The sequence below is a fragment of the Paenibacillus tritici genome, from assembly GCF_018207515.1.
GTDB classification, from domain to species: domain Bacteria; phylum Bacillota; class Bacilli; order Paenibacillales; family Paenibacillaceae; genus Paenibacillus_AQ; species Paenibacillus_AQ tritici.
The window spans coordinates 1,826,550-1,846,925 of the sequence record NZ_CP073365.1; the positions used below are offsets into that span (position 1 = coordinate 1,826,550).

The 20,376-nt window shown below is 54.1% G+C and carries 12 protein-coding genes and 1 pseudogene; 12 read left to right on the forward strand and 1 reads right to left on the reverse strand.

Annotated features, from left to right (window positions below):
* The first annotated feature begins 288 nt into the window (after positions 1-288).
* The 12 genes and pseudogenes from KDC22_RS07795 to KDC22_RS07850 all read left to right on the forward strand — a co-directional run bounded on the left by KDC22_RS07795 (position 289) and on the right by KDC22_RS07850 (position 19,641).
* Entirely contained in the window at positions 289-1,509 is a 1,221-nt protein-coding gene (locus KDC22_RS07795; protein ID WP_211722627.1) for an IS4 family transposase, read from the forward strand.
* Between the two features lie 740 nt (positions 1,510-2,249).
* Positions 2,250-3,260, forward strand: a complete 1,011-nt coding sequence (locus tag KDC22_RS07800) for a LacI family DNA-binding transcriptional regulator (RefSeq protein ID WP_211722628.1) — start codon at positions 2,250-2,252, stop codon at positions 3,258-3,260.
* 826 nt (positions 3,261-4,086) lie between these two features.
* A complete protein-coding gene (gene iolC, locus KDC22_RS07805; protein ID WP_211722629.1) occupies positions 4,087-5,097 on the forward strand; it encodes a 5-dehydro-2-deoxygluconokinase in 1,011 nt (336 codons plus the stop codon).
* Between the two features lie 110 nt (positions 5,098-5,207).
* Entirely contained in the window at positions 5,208-6,668 is a 1,461-nt protein-coding gene (locus tag KDC22_RS07810) for a CoA-acylating methylmalonate-semialdehyde dehydrogenase (RefSeq protein ID WP_211722630.1), read from the forward strand.
* Positions 6,669-6,693: 25 nt separating this feature from the next.
* Entirely contained in the window at positions 6,694-8,703 is a 2,010-nt protein-coding gene (gene iolD / locus KDC22_RS07815) for a 3D-(3,5/4)-trihydroxycyclohexane-1,2-dione acylhydrolase (decyclizing) (protein WP_211722631.1), read from the forward strand.
* Between the two features lie 60 nt (positions 8,704-8,763).
* The gene (iolE, locus tag KDC22_RS07820; RefSeq protein WP_211723937.1) at positions 8,764-9,660 is read left to right on the forward strand and encodes a myo-inosose-2 dehydratase; all 897 of its coding nucleotides are present in this window, start codon (positions 8,764-8,766) and stop codon (positions 9,658-9,660) included.
* 999 nt (positions 9,661-10,659) lie between these two features.
* Positions 10,660-12,912: a helix-turn-helix domain-containing protein gene (locus tag KDC22_RS07825; protein ID WP_211722632.1), complete on the forward strand. Its 2,253-nt coding sequence runs from the start codon at positions 10,660-10,662 to the stop codon at positions 12,910-12,912.
* 394 nt (positions 12,913-13,306) lie between these two features.
* Positions 13,307-14,917 (forward strand): annotated as a pseudogene (locus KDC22_RS07830) (extracellular solute-binding protein).
* A 138-nt stretch (positions 14,918-15,055) separates the two neighbouring features.
* A complete protein-coding gene (locus KDC22_RS07835) occupies positions 15,056-15,895 on the forward strand; it encodes an ABC transporter permease (RefSeq protein ID WP_246553683.1) in 840 nt (279 codons plus the stop codon).
* Between the two features lie 25 nt (positions 15,896-15,920).
* Positions 15,921-16,793: a carbohydrate ABC transporter permease gene (locus KDC22_RS07840; RefSeq protein ID WP_173131193.1), complete on the forward strand. Its 873-nt coding sequence runs from the start codon at positions 15,921-15,923 to the stop codon at positions 16,791-16,793.
* 37 nt (positions 16,794-16,830) lie between these two features.
* Positions 16,831-17,775 carry a sugar phosphate isomerase/epimerase family protein gene (locus KDC22_RS07845; protein ID WP_211722633.1) on the forward strand — a complete coding sequence of 315 codons (945 nt, stop codon included), beginning with the start codon at positions 16,831-16,833 and terminating at the stop codon, positions 17,773-17,775.
* An 87-nt stretch (positions 17,776-17,862) separates the two neighbouring features.
* On the forward strand, positions 17,863-19,641 hold the full coding sequence (locus KDC22_RS07850) for a hypothetical protein (protein ID WP_211722634.1): 1,779 nt from the start codon (positions 17,863-17,865) through the stop codon (positions 19,639-19,641).
* Between the two features lie 78 nt (positions 19,642-19,719).
* Here KDC22_RS07850 and KDC22_RS07855 read toward each other — a convergent pair whose 3' ends face one another.
* Entirely contained in the window at positions 19,720-20,280 is a 561-nt protein-coding gene (locus tag KDC22_RS07855) for a hypothetical protein (protein ID WP_211722635.1), read from the reverse strand.
* Between the last annotated feature and the right edge of the window lie 96 nt (positions 20,281-20,376).

Below are 20,376 nucleotides of genomic sequence, written 5' to 3' on the forward strand. Positions count from 1 at the left end.
GCGAGGGGAAATTGAACGAAGCCCGCGAGGCAAATTCATAGATTAATCCGGGGCTTCCGCGTAGCGGAGGCCTTTTGACGCGGGGATACACAAATTATAGATAAGCACAGCGGTTCACATCTGAAGAAGCCCCGGAGCGGGCAGCGGCTGGAGGACCCGCGATTATCTGGAGTGAAATAGCAGTAATTTTGCAAACAACCTAACATTTAATGGGACTCCAAAAAATTGCACAAAAAAAGAGATTCCTTTATCGTAGAAGTTGTTACGACACCCACGAAAGGAGATCTCTTGCTTTATAAGTTAGCGGAAAAAGGATTGTTGTGTCAAGTCACTTCATGGTTAGAAACGAAAGGGCGCTTGTTGTTCGGTGACCGCTACGCTAAAAAACTGAAGTGGGGCAGTACCGCCTTTCTCTTTTTAGAAGCCATATTAAGTCGTCGGCCCGGGGTACAAAATATAGCAGACAATCTGTTGCGGACGCCGTGCTATCAGGAGCGGACCGGGGTGACTTCCATTCACCCTTCGTCTCTGAACCGGAAGCTAAGCCAATTACCACCTGAACAAATGCGAGAACTCTACCACTCCCGCCTCCAGCACTTACTTGAAAAAGAAGGGCCGCCTCTGCCCAAACACTTACAGAAACTCGGTCCTTTAGCAGCGGTCGATTCCTCCACACTAACCTTGGGAAGGCTTCGCGGGGAGTGGGCGTTTCAGCAGACAGGGACCAATGCGGTGAGAATGCACACCTGCTTGCAGTTAACCGGCGAAACCAGCGCCATTCCTACTGCTTCGGTGCTTTCCACAGGAACGGTGGCGGACTTGGATTCGGAAGTACTGGAGCACCTGGTGCTAAAGAAAGAAGTCACTCATTTGCTGGACCGAGGCTACCTCCACTATGCGCAATTTATGGATTGGGAGCGCAGAGGAATCAAGTTCGTAGCCCGTCTGAAGCACAACAGCAAGGTGAAGGTTCTGCGGACGCGGAAAGTCACGAAGCCCTTTCTGAAACGGGATGCCACGGTGGAAATCGCTTCGCCGGAAACCGGGGAAACGGGTGTTTTTCGGCTAGTGGAGTACACCTATGTGGACAAGAAAGGAAAGTCTCACCTGGCTCGCGTCCTGACGAATCGCTGGGATGTGACGGCGGCAGAGGTGGCGGAGTTGTACCGGTATCGCTGGAAGGTGGAACTCTTTTTTAAGTTCATGAAGTCTAACCTCCACCTCAAAAAACTGTACAGCAGTCGTACACCGACAGCTGTATGGAACCAGATCTATTTAAATCTGATTGCCTATGTGCTGTGTGAGCACCTTCGTTTGCGTCATGCCCCCCACCAGCGAATCGGACGACTATTAGCAGTGTTCCGGTTGTATTTGACTGGAGAATACGCAGATTTTCTAAACCATCTAAACCAGGTAAAGACGCGAACCAGCAAGGGGCGAAGGAAAAAGGGCGGAAGGCCAAGGATCCATCCCAAGCGACTGAAAAAAGACCGTATTCTCTTTTACTAACTGAACGGGAAGCAAACAACTGAAGCTAGACCAATCCAAAAAAACGGGTGTTGTTAAACGCTAAATTGGGGAAGGCTTTTTTTTGTCTTTTGAGCTCGCACCAAGCAAAATCCCCCTCAGACTCGCCTCATATAAAGGTGGAAAGATATACATTTCCAGTAATCTGCCCCCTGTAGATATACCGTGTTAACTTTTATGCAAAATTACTGGTGAAATAGTGAAATGCTGAAATGCTGAAATGCTGAAATGCTGTAGTTATTGCAACTTGTGTTCATAGATAGCCGGGTGCCCGGGAGAGATGTTGCAGAGAATACAAGAATAGTCTTGCTACAATTGCTTAGAGAGGGCGAAATCCTGCTTTTGAGGCAACAATTATGGTTTAGAGCCGATGACGGTGAAGGAATGTTGCATTCTGGTCAGGATTTTAATCTGGACAGGATTTCAATAAGGAGGAAGTCTGAAGGCAGAACAAGGAAGCTGAGTACAGAATAAGGAAGCTTAACCCAGAATAAGGAAGTCCGAAGGCAGAACAAGGAAGTCCGAATCCAGAACAAGGAAGTCTGAATGCAAGCCAAGGAAGCCGAATCCAGAACAAAGAAGTCCGAAAGCAGACATTGTCTGAGTTTCTGCGGTCTCTATTTTGCGGAGAAGGCCGTGTGCCGGGTAGATAGACACCGCCGGAGGACTTCCTTATAATCGAGTTATAAGAAGGCTAGAACGCAAAGGCGGGCTTAATAACGATGAAACCTACAATCTATGATGTGGCAAGGGAAGCGGGAGTCTCCATCGCTACTGTGTCCAAGGTGTTGAATAAGAGCGGACGGATCAGTATCAAGACACGGGAAAAGGTAGGGCGGGTCATGGAGGAGCTGAATTATCAGCCAAGTATGGTAGCTTCCGCCCTGACCAACCGCCGGACAGGAACCATCGGGCTGATGATTCCCGATATTGCCAATCCTTTTTTTGCTGAGACGGCCCGTGGTATCGAGGATTATGCCCAGGAACAGGGCAGTGACTTAATCGTGTGCAGTACGGACCGCAGTGATGAGAAGGCTGCACGGTATATCTCGCTGCTGCTGCGCAAACGGGTGGATGGCCTGATCATTGCGTCTCATCCCGGGAATCCTGAGCTGATTCGCGGATTGGTGGCCGATCATGTGCCGCTCGTGCTGTTCTCAGCCGATATCCGCAGCTTGGAGAGCCACAGCGTCACGGTGGATGATTATAAGGGCGGCTATCAGGCAACAGAATATTTACTGGCCCTCGGCCATCGCAGGCTGGGGATTATCTCCGACAATCTGCCGGGGAGCAAGCTGTGTGTGGAAGGTTTCCTGGATGCGCTGAAGGCGGAGGGAATAGCTTGTGACAATCCGGCTAACATGATACACACCTCGGCCACACTGGAGAACGGCCGCACGGCAGCAGCAGAGATGCTCAATCAGGCCACAGACATCCGTCCTACAGCCATCTTTGCCTGCAATGACCTGCTGGCGATCGGGGTGCTCAAAGAAGCCCGGAGTGCCGGACTGTCCATTCCCCGCGACCTGTCTGTAGTAGGCTTCGACAATACGGTACTGGCAGAAATCTGCCATCCCACATTAACCAGTATCGCCCAGCCTTTGCGCGAGATGACAGAGCAGGCGATGATTCTGCTGAATGAGTCGATCAGTAATCCGGCCAGCCCCAAGCGGAAAATTATGCTGATGCCGGAGCTGGTAATCCGCCATTCTACAGGCCCGGTTCCGCGATAAATTCATAGGCTGGGCAGCACCAGTGTGACCCTCAAGCAGAAACGGCTGCGCCGTCCTTCGACAGGATGGCATCCGTTTCAGCGATAAAGATTAAAAATATCTATTGAGCGAAGCATATCAATTCTATATTTTAAAGATAGACCCCACTTTGTGGGGTTTTTTGCTGAGACGGAGGCTGTCCTATGAAAGGACGGCCTAGCGGTTCCTACTTGTGAAACAAAGCTAAAAGCACCCAGAGAACAAGTTGGACAAGCCTGGAAGTTAGAGTAATCTGGAAGTTAGAGTAATCGGGAATTAGTTGGATTTTCTCCACTTGCTAATGAATGAATGGACGCTGCCAAAACAGTAGTTGGATAAATGACACTTAAATTAGCATAATTTCCCCAAAGTAGCGAAACTGCCGCCAGTAGATGCTGTTTATCCACTTGCTTCCGTCTATCTCTCAAAAATCGGCGGATTAAGATACGTTTTTCCACTTATTTACTGTGAGAGCTGGAATACCCCGATGTTCTCTCATCAGCTTAGTTTGCAATCCCCCGTTTGTTATCGCTTTCAAATTGATCATTGCCAAATGTCTTGTTCTAATCTATACTAAAGAGGAAAATTAGGTTAAGCGCTTACCCTACCCCCACGAAAAAAGAAAATAACTTTCTGAGAAAGAACAACTGGCCAATTAATCAACTATTCAATCGACCAATCGACCAATCAACTAATAACCAACCAACCAACCAACAACCAACCAACAACCAACCAAGCAACAATCAACCAACCAACACGCGGTCACTCAACGACCTTATTCCCTAAGCTCGATCAAGGAGGCATCACTATGAACGGTTTACAGTTCGACCCTACCCGGCAGATGGATCTAATCGCCGTTGGCCGGCTTTGTATAGATCTGAACGCCAATGAAACCGGGAGACCGATGGAAGAGACGATGACCTTCACCAAATATGTCGGCGGCTCTCCGGCTAATATTGTCATCGGTGCAGCGCGGCTTGGCATGCGCACCGGCTTCATCGGCAAGATTGCCGATGACCAGATGGGCAGGTTCATCCGCAGCTATCTGCAAAAGGATGGCATTGACGACAGCCAGGTCTGCGTGGACCGGACGGGTGCGGTGACGGGGCTGGCTTTTACAGAAATTAAGAGCCCGCAGGAATGCAGCATTCTAATGTACCGGGATCATGTGGCCGATCTCCTGCTGAAGCCGGAGGAAATCTCGGAGGAGTACATCCGCAGCTCCAAAGCGCTGCTCATCTCCGGAACCGCTCTCGCGCAGAGCCCTTCCCGTGAAGCGGTGTTCCTGGCGCTGGAGTTTGCCCGCAAGCATGGGGTTACCGTGTTTTTTGATCTCGATTACCGGCCTTATACCTGGACATCAGCCGCTGAAACAGCGGTTTACTATAACCTCGCTGCCGAGAAAAGCCACTGCATCATCGGCACGCGCGAAGAATTCGACATGATGGAGAATCTGTATAATCTGGCTGGTGCCGATGATCAGGCAACGGCAGCCCGCTGGTTCGCGCATCAGGCGGAGCTGGTGGTCATCAAGCATGGCGGCAGCGGCTCGATCTCTTATACAGCGGATGGTCAGAGCCATAGAAGCGGTATTTTTCCGGCTAAGGTGCTGAAGACGTTCGGTGCAGGTGATTCGTATGCGTCAGCCTTCATCCACAGTCTGATGAACGGGCATAGTGTCAGCGAGGCGATGCGGCGCGGCAGTGCGTCGGCATCCATCGTCATCTCCCGCCATAGCTGCTCCGATGCCATGCCAACCCTCAATGAGCTGGAAGACTTCCTGCTCTCGAACGAGGAGATTACATCAGGCGCACAATAAGCGCATATGCGGGGGACGGAAGGAACCGGCGGCGATTACACATTCAGGCAGCAGCAGAACAGACGGAATCATTACCAGCAGACATCAATAGAGCCGAAGGAGTGGACAGAATGACAGTACCAACTGCACAAATACTGAAGAATTATATTGACGGACAATGGGTAGAAGCGGATACAGCGCAGACGGAGCAGGTAGTTAATCCGGCGACGGGTGAGGAGCTGGGCAGAGTTCCCCTGTCCTCGAGAGCCGATGTGGACCGGGCGGTGGCGGCGGCCAAGGGAGCTTTTGCCGGATGGTCCACCACACCGGTGCCGCGCAGGGCACGGATTCTGTTCAAATACCAGCAGCTGCTGGTCGAGAATTGGGAGCCGCTGGCGAAGATCATCACGCTGGAGAACGGCAAAAGCTTCAAAGAAGCCTACGGCGAAGTGCAGCGCGGCATCGAATGTGTAGAATTCGCGGCAGGCGCCCCGACGCTGATGATGGGCCGGCAGCTGCCGGATATTGCGACTGGCATTGAGTCCGGTATGTACCGCTATCCGATAGGGGTGGTCGGCGGGATTACTCCGTTTAATTTTCCGATGATGGTACCCTGCTGGATGTTCCCGCTGGCGATTGCCTGTGGCAACACCTTTGTGCTGAAGCCCTCGGAGCGTACACCGCTGCTGGCGGCACGCCTTGCGGAACTGCTGGAGGAAGCCGGACTGCCGAAGGGTGTGCTCAATGTGGTGAACGGTGCGCATGAGGTGGTGAACGGCCTGCTGGAGCATCCGGATGTGAAGGCGATTTCTTTTGTCGGATCGCAGCCGGTGGCGGAATATGTCTACAAAAAAGGAACAGACCACCTGAAACGCGTCCAGGCGCTGGCCGGAGCGAAGAACCATTCCATCGTACTGGCGGACGCGAACCTGGAGGCTTCGGCTTCCCAGATTGTGAATGCGGCCTTCGGCTCTGCCGGGGAACGCTGTATGGCCTGTTCTGTGGTAACGGTGCAGGAGGAAGTGGCCGATGAGCTGATCTCCATCCTCTTGCGTGAATGCAACAGCATGACTATCGGGAATGGCTTGGCGGAGGATACGTTCCTTGGGCCGGTGATCCGGCAGGGGCATAAAGACCGGACGGTTGCCTACATTGAACAGGGGATCGCCGAAGGGGCGAAGCTGCTCAGGGATGGCCGGGAGGATGCTGCGGTGCAGGGAGCGGGTTATTTTATCGGGCCAACGTTGTTCGACGGAGTGACGGAGGAGATGAAGATCTGGCAGGAGGAAGTCTTTGCGCCGGTGCTGTCGGTCATCCGGGTGAAGGATGTCGCCGAGGCGGTGGAGATTGCGAACCGCTCACGGTTTGCGAATGGAGCGTGTATCTTCACCAATGATGGCGGCAAAGTCCGCTACTTCCGCGAGCATATCGAATCCGGGATGCTGGGTGTGAATGTTGGCGTACCGGCACCGATGGCCTTCTTCCCGTTCTCGGGCTGGAAGGATTCATTCTACGGCGATCTTCATGCGAACGGAAGCGACGGGGTGGAATTCTATACGCGCAAAAAAGTGGTCACTGCCCGTTGGCAATAGGTTGAAGACGAAGGGAGGACATCAGGTGGAACGGATCAAATTAACGACAGCGCAGGCGCTGGTTAAATTTCTGAATCAGCAATATGTCGATTTCGGCGGCGGGCCGGAACGGTTCGTGCACGGTGTATTCACTGTGTTCGGACATGGCAATGTACTCGGACTCGGGCAGGCTTTGCAGGAAGCGCCGGGGGAACTGACGGTCTATCAGGGACGCAATGAGCAGGGAATGGTTCATGCCGCGACCGCGTTCGCCAAGCAGAGCCGCAGGCGGAAGATTATGGCCTGTACCGCTTCGGTAGGGCCGGGGGCGGCCAATATGCTGACGGCTGCCGCTACAGCGACGGCGAATCAGATTCCGGTGCTGCTGCTGCCGGGGGATACTTTTGCCACCCGCCAGCCGGACCCGGTGCTGCAGCAGATGGAGCATACCTACAATCTGTCGATCTCGGTTAACGACGCCTTCAAGGCCGTAAGCAAATACTGGGACCGGGTCTGCCGGCCTGAGCAGTTAATGTCGGCCATGCTTAATGCAATGCGGGTGCTGACGGATCAGGCGGATACCGGGGCGGTAACCATCGCGCTGCCGCAGGATGTACAGGGGGAGGCTTGGGAGTATCCGCTTGATTTCTTCCGCAAAAGAGTTCACCGCGTCCTTCCCCGGCTTCCGCACCCAGCGGAGATCGCTGCTGCTGCCGAGCTGATTGCGGGCAAGCAGCGGCCGCTGCTGATCTGCGGCGGCGGTGTCCGGTACAGTGATGCCGGAGAGGCGCTGCGCGCTTTTGCAGAGAAATTCGCCATCCCGTTCGGAGAGACGCAGGCCGGAAAAAGCGCGGTCGCCAGCAGCTTCGAGTACAACCTCGGCGGTATCGGTGTCACCGGCAATGGCTGCGCCAACGCGCTGGCTCCGAAGGCTGATCTGGTGATCGGCGTCGGCACCCGGTTTACGGATTTCACGACAGCCTCGAAGAGTCTGTTCGGTCATCCAGAGGTGGAGTTCCTGACGCTCAACGCCTCGCCTTATCACGCGGCCAAGCTGGATGCGCTGGCTGTTGTCTGTGATGCTGCGGAAGGATTGAACGCGTTATCCGCAGCTCTAGAGGAGCGGGGGTACCGCTCAGCGTATACGGATGAGATCGCAGAGGCCAAGAAGGCTTGGGGAGCGGAGAGAGAACGTCTCGCCGGTGTAGAGTATCCGGGAAATGCCGGAGATGAGCGCAGCTTGCAGGGTGGCATGACGGAAGGCGGCGTTACGGAGGGTCAGGCTGATCGTTCAGCGGAGCCTTTTGTCCCGGAGGTGGCCGGTCATTTGGATGAGAAGCTCCCCGAGTATGCCGGGGTGCTGGGTACTTCACTTACACAGACGCAAGTGTTGGCGATCATCAATGACACCATACCGCAGGATGCAATTGTCATTGGAGCCGCAGGCAGTCTTCCGGGAGACATGCAGCGGATGTGGAACTCGGAGGTGCCGGATACCTATCATATGGAATATGGATTCTCGTGTATGGGCTATGAAATCTCGGGTGCGCTGGGTATCAAAATAGCCGAGCCGCAGCGCGAGGTCTACGCGCTGGTCGGCGACGGCAGTTACCAGATGCTGCATTCCGAACTGGTAACCAGCCTGCAGGAGAACCGCAAGATTAATGTCATTCTGCTGGACAATGCAGGCTTCGGGTGCATTAATAACCTGCAGATGGAGCAGGGAATGGACAGCATGGCGACGGAATTCCGTCACCGGGGTGCGGACGGCCAGCTCAGCGGTGAGCTGATGCGTATCGACTATGCTGCGAGCGCAGCTGGTTATGGGGTTCAGACCTTCCGGGCAGCAACAGCCGGGGAGCTTCAGGCTGCTCTGGCGGCGGCCCGGAAGTCGGAACGCTCTACGCTGATCGACATCAAGGTGCTGCCCAAGACGATGACCCATGGCTATGGGGCCTGGTGGAATGTGGGTGTAGCTGAAGTATCCGGCAGTGAGGCAGTGCAGGCTGCTTACCGGCACAAATCCAGCGAACTGGAGAAAGCCCGTAGCTACTGAGGATCATGATGAAGATGAAGCCTGCCATACATGGGATTGTGGAAGGGGAAGAACAAGATGATGTTCCGAGAACATGCCGTCCGGCTGGCCATTGCTCCGATTGCCTGGACGAATGATGATATGCCTGAGCTTGGGCAGGGTAATACCTTCGAGCAGTGCATCAGCGAAATGGCGCTTGCCGGGTATCAGGGCAGTGAGGTGGGCAACAAATACCCGCGCTCCCCGGAGGTGCTGCGCCGGGCCTTGGAGCTGCGCGGTCTGGAGATCGCCAGTGCCTGGTTCAGTGCTTACCTGACGGTACGCCCGTATGAGGAGACGGCAGAAGCTTTTGGCATACACCGTGATTTCCTGCATGAGATGGGCGCCAAAGTCATTGTAGTGTCCGAACAGGGACGAAGCATTCAGGGGCAGATGGACACGCCGCTGTTCGCTGAGAAACCGGTATTTGACGATCAGGAGTGGGCGGCGCTTGCGGCTGGTCTGGGCGGACTGGGACGGCTTGCGGCTGAGAAGGACATGACACTGGTGTATCACCATCATATGGGGACCGGTGTGCAGACGGCTGCGGAAATCACCCGGCTCATGGAGCTTACCGACCCTGGTGAAGTGTCGCTGCTGTACGATACGGGGCATCTGGCCTTCTCCGGTGAGAACCCGCTGGAGGTGCTGCGCGAGCATCTGCCGCGGATCAGGCATGTGCATCTGAAGGACATCCGGCCGGAAGTAGTCCGGCGGGTGACTGCGGAGAAGCTGAGCTTTCTCCAGGCGGTAAAAGCTGGAGCGTTCACTGTCCCGGGGGATGGCTGTATTGCGTTCGGTGAGATTTTTGCCGAGCTGGCTGCCTCGCCCTATACGGGATGGTTCGTCGTCGAAGCGGAGCAGGACCCGGCGCTGGCCGATCCGCTGGAATATGCCATCAAGGCACGGCATTATATCCGGGAACTCAGTGGTTTATAGCAGTTTATAAGTCATATAGGTGGCAGCCTTTATGGCTGACGGGTGAGAGAATGCGGGGATGCACGGCTGCGGCTGTGTGTACTCCGTTTTTTCATGGAATGGTGGCTGATGGGGGCTGCAAGAATATGAGGAGGAGCTTATCACCCGCCGGAAGTGTGGGGATGGTAGCTAGATGGCGGCTGGAAGTAGGTGATACGCTGGAAGTGGGCGATACGCTGGGAGGAGAGGGATAAATCCCTTTGAGTTTGCTGGAAGTGGGCGATACGCTGGAAGGAGAGGGATAAATCCCTCTGAGTTTGTTGGAGGTAGGCGATACGCTGGAAGGAGAGGGATACATCCCTCTGAGTTTGCTAGATGTGGGCGGGAGGCGGACCTGAGGAGCAAAAGTGCACCTCATTTCCAAAAGTCGGCGGTAGACGGGAAGGAGTAGGCGAGAAATCAAATCCCGGGTGACCGCCGCCCATCCTTTTAAGCTATATAAATTGTACTTGCAAGCTTCTGCTTATCCGTGACTCCAGAGAATGTTAGGCCGCAGGCTGCTGCCCAAATAATCTATATAACTCATCGTTTCTGCTGGCATCCGTCCACCGTATGTTTCCACATATATCCACACCTAGCGTGCTTAAACCAAGCAGGCGGGGCATATTAGGCTGGCGGGGAAAAAAGCTGCGGTGAGTTGACTTTATCTGGTTGGCTGGACCGGGAGTGCGTATGCTATAATGGCAGGAATTCGCACAGAGTTATACTCCTGTATGCCAGCATCAGAACACCTATGGCCGCTACATCAGAGTTACTATAATGCCAGCATCAGAACACCTATGTTCGCTACATCAGATTTTTATAATGTCAGCATCAGATTTTCTATAATCACTACAGCAGAATGTGTATGCCCCTCAGCAGAAGGTCTGCATTGGCAGCAGCTTCGTTCTGGGCGGTGTTTGTGTTAGAGCGGCCGGACCGCGGCCTGGTATATTGAATGGTTGTGGAGGAGGTTATCTATTGTTTCGTACCTGGTATCGCCGATTGCTGCTGTCCTATTTCCCTATTTTTTTGCTGACGGTGACGATTCTGATCTTTGCCTCATTTGTGTTCATTAACGATATCTCCCGGATGGAGACGAAGAAGGCCGACCGCATCTCAGCCAGCTATCTCAGGGATAGTGTGGACCGGACGATCAAAGAAGCCGAGTTGTCGGTGCTGGAAGCGGTGGAGCGAACCGATATCTACAAGCTCTATTTCAATAATCAGGGCGAGCCGGACCAGGGAACGGTCTATGCGGTTGCCCAGAGTCTGCGCAATATGATGAAGGAATCTTCGTATATTCAATCGGTCTATTTGTATGACCGTGTCCATGGAAGCGTTTTAACGGAGTCAGGCTTGAAGGAGCTTGAAGGATTCTTCGACGAGGACTGGATCAAGGCCATGACCTCTACTCCAGTAGTGCCGGAAGGGTGGCAGCCGGTCAGGGAGTATAATTCCGACCAGTTTCAGCGTACTCCCATCCGTGTGCTGACTACCAACAAAGCGATGCCGCTTCCCTTCGGCTCCGGGGGGATGCTGGTCATCAATATCAAAATGAGCGCCGTGGAGCAGCTAATCGACAGTATGGTCAACCAGCAGCTTTCTTTCATGACCATTCTGGACAGCAGCGGGAAAATGGTATATCAGGCGCATTCCGATACTGAGGGTGCCGCCCACGGCAAGCTGCTGAATACGCTGAATCTGGAACGAAACGGCTGGACGTTCACAAGCGGAATCAAGGCGGGGAACCTGTTCAACTGGGTTTCTGTAGTCTCCTATCTCTGGGTAGCGATTGCCGTCGGGACCGTAGTATGTGCGATATTGTATCTGATCTATGTGACCCGGCGCAATTATAAACCGATCCAGGTGATTATGAACCGGATTGAAGGCCATCAGATCCGCATGATGGACCAGTCCACCGACAGGCCTGACGAGATGATGCTGATTGACGGGGTGCTGGAGGATCTGATCAACCACATGACCGATTATGATAAAAAAAGCAGGGAGAATCTGCTCCTGCAGCGCAGCAAGCTGTTCACCGATCTGCTGCACAGCGAGCGGCTGGAGCAGGTGACCCAGCGGCTGGAGGAGTTGTCGCCGCTTACCGGCGCCGAGGCCTCATCGCGCTTCATGGTTGTACTAGCCGAGATTAACCGGTATGAGCAGGTTTTCGAGGACCGCTATACCCGCGGCGACCAGAATACGCTCAAGTTTGCCCTGATGAATGTGTTCCAGGAATTGGCGCGGAATGCGGAGCTGCAGGGCTGGGCAGAGTGGGTAGGAACCGAACGTGCCGCGATTCTCTTCCTGGCAACCGGCAGCGATGAGGAGATGGCGGCCAGAATCCGCATCTTCACGGAGGACTGCCGCTCCTGGGTGGAGCAGAATCTGCGGATCTCGCTCAGCTTCGGGATTGGCTCTGCAGCCGCCGGGCCGGCCAAGATCCGGGAGTCTTATGCGGCAGCCGAATATGTCATGCAGCATAAGCTGCTGATCTATGGGGATATCGCTCTGGCCGAGAGCGGCGAAGCGCGCCAGCCGCTGCTGGAGACGTATAAATATCTGCAGATGATCGCAGAGTTCGTGAAGCACTTCCGCATGTCGAGCGGACAGTGGCGGGAGCAGCTGGAGCGGATTTTTGAGGCGTTTGAGCAGGACTTCCTGAAGGACGAAGGGATCCGTTCCTTAATCCAGGCTATGCTGCAGATGCTGGGCCGTGAAGTAGCCGTGATGTCCGAGCAATTGCAGGACGAGCTGTCGGCGGAGAATGCGCAGGTCCGGCTGAAGCAGCTGGAAGAGGCCGAGGCCATTCATGAAGTGAAGGCTATTTTATTCGAATATGTCACCGATTTATTCCGCACCTATGTCTCGGTCAGCGAGACCAAAAGCTACCGGGCCATGGTCAATGAGATGAAGGATTATATCGAAGAGAATTTCGCCAATCCCGATCTGTCGCTGAAGCATCTGAGTGACCGGTTCCAGGTCTCCGGCAAATATGCCAGCTATCTGTTCAAGACAGAATTCAAAATGAAGTTTGTGGACTTCCTCACGGAGCTGAGGATGAAGGAAGCGGAGCAGCTGCTGGCGGAGACGGATTATTCCCTGCAGGATATCGCGCTTCAAGTAGGGTATGCGAATGCCATTTCGTTCGGCAGGGTATTCAAACGGATTGCCGGCATCACGCCGGGCGATTACCGCTCCTCGAAACGCCGCGAAGCCTCCAGAACCTGAGCCGCAGGCTGGGACACAAGCTTCAGCATGGTTACATCAGCTACACTCCCGTTACACCCAGGCCGCATCCCTCGTCCGCAAACCTCCGAAAAAGGGTGCGAACAGCGATGCGGCCTGTATTTTTGCCCATGTGAAAGCGGTTTATCGTACGAAAATCGTTGGTCGGATAAACCGGATGTCCGAATTAAGGTGCTATTGCCCATCCGAAACAGGTTTATTGTCAGACCCGCCAAAGGTATGGAATACTGTGGTCATCCCGAAGCAACAAGCAAGCAGCCTTGAACACCACAGGCCGATATTGCTTGAGGGACACCGCTAAGAATCGGGCACTATAGAAGCTCGGGGGTATCATGAAGTCACCATTATAGCCTGCTAAGGCGAGGGAGATGGAACAATGACAGTGAACGTAAACCAAAGAGTTCTGAAGAAGGCAATCGGCATCGGATTGACCGCAGTAATGGGGGCTACGCTGCTTGCAGGCTGCTCCTCTGATGGCAAGAGTAATTCGGCAGCCGGAGGTACAGAAGCACCCGGTAAAGCCGAACGCGTCACTCTAAAGGTGGAGATCTTCGACCGCGGTAAAAGTCCGAAGCAATACACCATTACCAATAACTTTATGTCCCAGATGATTCAGAAAAATTTCGGTGATCCCAATAACATTGACGTTGAGTTTGTACCGGTCCAGCGTTCAGAGGAAGTTACGTAGCTGAATGTACTGATGGCGAGTAACTCCGATGTGCCGGATATTGTCTTTACTTATGATTCCAGCGTTTTCTACCGTTATGCCCAGCAGGGCGGTCTGACGGATGTCGGTCCCCTTCTTGAAGAGCATGGTCAGACGCTGAAGAAATTCATTGGTGACGAGACGATGGCTTTCGGCCAGCTGGACGGCAAGCAGTTCGCCATACCGGGCAAACGGGCCATCACGGGCCGCTACGCCTCCTACATCCGCCAGGATTGGCTGGACAAGGTGGGTCTTCCGGTACCGAAGAACACTGATGAGCTGTACACTACTTTGAAAGCGTTTAAGGAGAAGGACCCGGGCGGGCTTGGCAGCAAAACCATCCCGATGGGAATGTCACTTGGCTCTGCTCAGTTAGAGACCCTGATCTACTCCTTCATTAAGCCGATCAGCGGCGATCTGACCTACAGCCAGCGCTACGAGCTGCCGCTGCATGAGGGCTTCAAGGATGCGGCACAGTTCCTCAACAAGCTCTACAATGAAGGGCTGGTCAGCAAGGACTTCAGTCTGGATGAAGACAAAGCCCAGGTGTCCAAGGACATTCAGAACGGTAACGTCGGCTTCTTCTCCGAGGATGTGGATACCTTGTTCTATGCTGACGGTACGCTGGATAATCTCTACAAGAATGTACCGGGCAGCAAGCTGCTGCCTGCGGATATCCTCACCAATGCCAAGGTGGACAATAAATATATCAAATCCCGCTATGCCTCGAACGGCATGTACATCATGATCCCTAAGAGCAGCAAACGTGCCGTGGAAGCGGTGAAATACCTTGACTGGATGGCGACAGGCAACAATCTGATTGACATCTACAACGGTGTTGAGGGCGAGAACTACGATATGGTGGACGGCATCCCGGTGGTGAAGGCTGATGTATCCCAGGAATTCCAGGACCGTCTGTTCACTTCCGGGGACACCGCGATTATCTCCAACGGCAAGAACCTCGGCGACCAGGCTATGAATGAGAAGGCATGGATCAGCGGATTCCCTGTGAACAACCAGGAACCATTGAAGCAGTCGATCGACATTGCCAACACGGATACCGTGGGTCCTATCGTCTTCGGGAAGCCGATTGAAGCAGAATCCAAATACGGCACTACGCTCAGCGACAAGCTCAACGTTATTATCGTGAAGACCGCGATGGCGAAGCCGGATCAATTCGATGCTATATTCGAGCAGGAAATGAAGGACTACATGTCTCTGGGCGGAGACAAGCTGAAAGCGGAGCTGGAGCAGGCGCTTACAGAGATTTCAGCCAAATAAACTAAAAAAAAGTGAAAACCGGGGGGAGTTGGCATGCTGCTCTGCCCGGTTTTTTCTCCATAGGAGGAGAGTAACTTGAGCAAAGCGTCCTACATCAGACGGTACTGGCAACTATACGCGCTGCTTTCACTGCCCATTATGTATTTCCTGATTTTCCGCTACGGCCCGATGTATGGGGTACAGATTGCCTTCAAGGATTTCAACCTGTTCCAGGGAATCAACGGCAGTGAGTGGATCGGCTTCGATGCCTTCCGCGAGGTCTTTGGCATGAAAGAGTTCTACAGCAGTCTGCGCAATACGTTCTTGTTGAACTTTCTGGATTTGATAGTATCTTTCCCGGCCCCGATTATTCTGGCCATTATGCTATATGAAGTGAAGTCGGTATGGTTCAAAAAAATATCACAGACCCTTCTCTACATTCCCCACTTTATTTCCTGGGTGATTATCGGGGGAATCGTCTATCAATTGTTCGGCAACCAATCCGGTATGGTGAACGGTTTGCTGGAGAGCATGGGGCTGAACCCCATTCCTTTTTTGACCGAAAAAAATCCATGGCTGATTACCTATCTGTTCACTGGTGTCTGGCAAAGCGCCGGCTGGGGAACCATCCTGTATCTGGCAGCGCTTACCGGTGTCAACCGCGAGCTGTTTGAAGCGGCCGAGGTGGATGGGGCGACCAGAATGAAGAAGATCCGCTACATTACGCTGCCCAGCATCAAACCTACCATTATTACCCTGCTGATTCTCAACCTGGGGAAAATGGTCAGCATCGGCTTCGATCGTCCTTACATCATCGGGAATACGGCAGTGCGTGAATATTCCGATGTGCTCAGTACCTTCGTCTACCGGATTGGTCTGGAATCGGGCCAGTATACGCTGGCGACTGTAGTTGGATTGTTCCAGGCAGTGGTTGGACTGGTATTCATCCTTGGCTCCAATTATATATCGAAAAAAGTGACCGGCGACGGCATTCTATGATCATGAAGAAAGGAGGCGGAGTTCTATGAGTGAACGTACCTCAAACCGGATATTCGATATCGTTAATGTGACCTTTATAGCCCTGTTCGTACTGTTTTGTCTGGCTCCGTTTGTACACGTGATTGCGGTGTCCCTCAGCTCCACGCGGGCCATTACCTCGGGGGAAGTAACGATTTTTCCGATTGAACTGAACTGGAAGGCTTATGTGCAAGTCTTTACTGACAGTGCAATGATCCGCTCGCTGATCTTCACTATTATCCTGACCGTGGCCACTACGGTATTATGTATGCTCTTCACCATCGCAGCCGCTTATCCGCTGACCAAAAGCAAGCTGAAGGGCCGCACCATGTTCATGTATCTGATCATCATCACCATGTTCTTCAGCGGCGGGATTATTCCCGAATACCTGCTGATCCGTGATCTGCATATGATTGATACCGTCTGGTCGCTGATTCTGCCTGGTCTGGTCAGCCCGTTCAACCTGATTATCCTGATCTCGTTCTTCCGCAGCATCCCGCCGAGTCTGGAGGAATCAGCCGAGATCGACGGCAGCTCGCATTTCCGTACTCTGATGAAAATCGTCCTGCCGTTATCCATGCCGGTTATGGCTACACTTGCGCTCTTCTACGCGGTTGGCCGCTGGAACGGATTCCAGGATTCCCTGATGTATATCAATAATCCCGATCTGTATCCGCTTCAGCTGAAGCTCTTCCAGATGGTTCAGAACAATATGATCTCTGAGCTGACACAGCTGGAGGGGGCTGTCCGTGCCAAGCTGCCGCCGGAGAGCCTCAAGGCTGCTACTGTCGTCTTCGCTACCGTTCCGATTCTCGTAGTCTACCCATGGCTGCAGAAATATTTCGTCAGTGGTGTTATGCTTGGTGCGGTCAAGGGCTAACCTGCAACACTGCGGTATAGGGAAAGGAGAGAAGGATATGGAGGATAAAGGCGAATTCTCATTCTCCACCTGCTGGAACATCAGACGTCACACTACAGGTGACGGGATGCTGAATGAGATCCGTGAGCTGGGCTTCCGGCGGGTGGAGCTGAATTATAATGTGACGGAGGAAATGCTGGCTACGATCGAACCGATGCTGGAGCGAGGAGAAATCGGCGTATCCAGTGTGCATAATACCTTCCCCCACGTGGCGGACCCTGATTATGGCACGGATTCCGTGCTGCTGGGCTTCGCAGACAGGGAGAAGCGGAAGCGGGCAGTAGACCTGCTGGTCCGTTCGGCGGAATACGCCCATCGCTATGGCGGTGAAGCCGTGGTGGTGCATCCCGGCGAAGTACCTTTTCCGGGGGATATCTCCGGGGAGCTGGAGCAGCTCTATGGCGGGCAAGGCAAGGAATCGGAGGCTTACCGCAGGAAGTGGGCAGAGCTGATGGAACGGCGTGAAGCCTATAGCGCAGGTTATGTGCAGACCATTATTGAAAGTCTGGACGAAGTGTGTAACCGCGCGGTGTCTAAGGGGCTGAATGTCCGCTTCGGCATTGAGACACGCTCCAAGCCGCAGCAGATTCCGACGCTTGCGGAAGCGGGGACGATTATTAATGCCTTAAAGGGAGCGCCGGTCGGTATCTGGTATGACACGGGTCATGCCATTATGATGGACCGGCTGGGACTGTACGACAGCATCGGGGAAATGGAAGGGCTGATGGATGACATCGTCGGTGTCCACATCCATGAGACGATTGGCCTCTCCGACCACTGGTGTCCCTATGTGAACAGCGGGAATCCCGATTTCTATGACGCCTATCTGCCCATGATTGAACGGGCGCAGGTCAAGGTCTACGAATTGAAGGCAGCCTGCCGTCCGGAAGAGATCCATGAGAGCCACCGTCTGCTTACGGCTAAGCTGGCGGGCAGGGGATAGGCTGAACAAAAAGCAAAAGAAGAAATCTGGGGATGGGCAGCGGCCGGAAGTCCTATATAGCAAGATTTTCTGCAAGGAGGAAGCACAATGTATAAGCAACTGGTGGATAGCAATGACAGAGCGGTAGAACAAGGGATTCCCCGGCAGGTGCTGGATCAGGAGAGTCTGTATTATGGTGGGACCATTGATCCGCATACGGGGATTGCCTGGGTGAATCATACCACCGGCACTCCAACGGACATGTGTTATTGGGGGGCCGCTCTGGTGAACCCGGATTCCAGATACTACCGGGATGAGGAGCTTCTGGACCGGCTGAAGCTGGCCACAGAGTTCGTGCTGCGCTTTCAGCATAAGGACGGGTCCATTTCTCCGGGCTGGACGAACTATCATTCTCCGCCGGATACGGCTTTTGTCGTGGTTGGCTACGCCCAATTGTATCAACTGCTGCTGAAGCAGGAGTGGCCGCCGCTTCAGCCGGTTCTCGCCAATATGCGCCTGTTCCTGGAGCGGACTCTTCCCGTCATGCTTACAGGCGGGATTCATACTCCGAATCACCGCTGGGTCATGTGCGCGGCCCTTGGGTTTCTTCATGAGCTGTTCGGCGGGGAAGAGGTCCTGCAGCGGGCGGAGCAGTGGCTCGCGGAAGGCATGGACATTACACCGGACGGGGAATGGACAGAGCGGAGCAACGGCATCTACAGCGCAGTCAGCGACATCATGCTTATACATGCCGCCCGGCTGCTGAATAAGCCGCAGCTTTTGGACCCGGTCCGGCGGAACCTGCACATGATGGTCTATCTGGTCCATCCTTCGGGTGAGGTCGTGACCGATTATTCCGGCCGGCAGGATCTGGGGAGCCTGCATGATCTGTCTCCCTACTATTTGCCTTATGCCATTCTTGCCCGGTCCGACAAGGATGCCGTACTGGCCGGCATGGCCGAATGGGCGGGGCGGTCACTTCAAAATCCGGGCGTCTGCTCGGTGAATGCCCTGGTGCGGATGTTGCTGGAGCCGGAGCTGCAGCAGCCGCCGGAGACAACGGCGGAGCTTCCGGTACAGTATGAGAGAATACTGAACGGTGATTTCCTGCGGAACGGTTATCTGGAGCGGATGGAGTCTGCCGGGCATCAGGGGCGGATCTACCACAGCCGTCTGCATACCGATTTCGGGGCGCCTGTGGCCCGGCTCAGAGACGGGAAGACCAGCGTGACACTGATCACGGAGACGCCCTCCTTCTTCGCGATGCGTCACGGTGCCGTAAGGCTGCTGGCGGTGCAGCTAACCTCCAGCTTCAATCCCGGCTTCGTGCCGATGCAGGAGATGACCAGACTGCCGGACGGCTACCTGCTGAAGGGCGTGCAGAAGAAAGGCTACTATGGACCGGTTGAAGGAGCGCTGCTTCCGCCGGAAGCTGCTACAGAAGTAAGTCCCTGGTATCTCCTGCCGCATCAGAGCCGTCCGCTGACCCATGAACAGACGCTCTCCGTGGAGACGGAGATACACCGTACAGCGACAGGCTGGACTCTCCGGCTGCATTGCGAGGAGCCTGCACAGGTTATGGCTCAGCTATCCTTCAACTTCGGCTGGGAGGGCAACCTCACTTCGGGAGGGCTGGAGACGGCGGGTGAGGATAACGCCTCGGGGGAGCTGGAGATGGTGGATGAGGATAACTCACTATGGAGCGGAGGACAGTTCCGTTATAGTTATGGCGGTGACTGGATTGATTTTACAGGTGGGGAAATGGCTCATCTGGGCGCTACGGCCCGTGAGTCCAGGCCGCCTAAAAACTACAAGTCGGTCCTGGTGAATCTGGTGACCCCGTTCGACAAGACATTTACCCTTACCCTCTCTCCTGCTAAGGAATGAGATATTATCGTGTAGACGAGACGGTCAGCATCAAGATGCTGGCCTCTTTGGGTGTGTGTACATGGGGTCGCCTAGCTTTCAATTGTGCTGAATCTGCTGAACTCGCCGATCCCGTCGATTCCACCGCAACCCGCCGAACCCACTGAACTCGCTGGATTCGCTAATCGCGCTGAGCCCGTCGCCCCCAATGATTCCGTCGAACCCGCTGAACCCGATGGATTCGCTCATCGCACTGAGCCCGTCGAACCCACTAATTCCGTCAATCCTGCTGAATCCGATGGATTCGCTGATCCCATCGAGCCCGTCGAACCCACTAATTCCGTCAATCCTGCTGAATCCGATGGATTCGCTGATCCCATCGAGCCCGTCGAACCCACTAATTCCGTCAATCCTGCTGAATCCGATGGATTCGCTGATCCCATCGAGCCCGTCGAACCCACTAATTCCGTCAATCCTGCTGAACCCAACCAGAACTCTCTGATCCCGCTGTACCCGTCGAAAGTGGGCGGCAGGAGCGAATTGGGAGCAAAAGTGCACCTCAATCCGCTGGAAGTGGGCAGCAGGCGGGAAGGAGGAGCAAAAGTGCACCTCAATCCGTTGGAAGTGGGCAACAGGCGGGAAGGAGGAGCAAAAGTGCACCTCAATCCGCCGGAAGTGGGCTGCAGGAGGAAAGGAGGAGCAAAAGTGCACTTCAATCCTCTGGAAGTGGACAACAGGCGGGAAGGAGGAGCAAAG

What these genes read in the sequence shown, in the direction of transcription:
- KDC22_RS07800 (WP_211722628.1), top strand. Translation starts at nt 2,250, where the DNA reads ATGAAACCTACAATCTATGATGTGGCAAGGGAAGCGGGAGTCTCCATC.
- iolC (WP_211722629.1), top strand. Translation starts at nt 4,087, where the DNA reads ATGAACGGTTTACAGTTCGACCCTACCCGGCAGATGGATCTAATCGCC.
- KDC22_RS07810 (WP_211722630.1), top strand. Translation starts at nt 5,208, where the DNA reads ATGACAGTACCAACTGCACAAATACTGAAGAATTATATTGACGGACAA.
- iolE (WP_211723937.1), top strand. Translation starts at nt 8,764, where the DNA reads ATGTTCCGAGAACATGCCGTCCGGCTGGCCATTGCTCCGATTGCCTGG.
- KDC22_RS07835 (WP_246553683.1), top strand. Translation starts at nt 15,056, where the DNA reads ATGTATTTCCTGATTTTCCGCTACGGCCCGATGTATGGGGTACAGATT.
- KDC22_RS07840 (WP_173131193.1), top strand. Translation starts at nt 15,921, where the DNA reads ATGAGTGAACGTACCTCAAACCGGATATTCGATATCGTTAATGTGACC.
- KDC22_RS07845 (WP_211722633.1), top strand. Translation starts at nt 16,831, where the DNA reads ATGGAGGATAAAGGCGAATTCTCATTCTCCACCTGCTGGAACATCAGA.
- KDC22_RS07850 (WP_211722634.1), top strand. Translation starts at nt 17,863, where the DNA reads ATGTATAAGCAACTGGTGGATAGCAATGACAGAGCGGTAGAACAAGGG.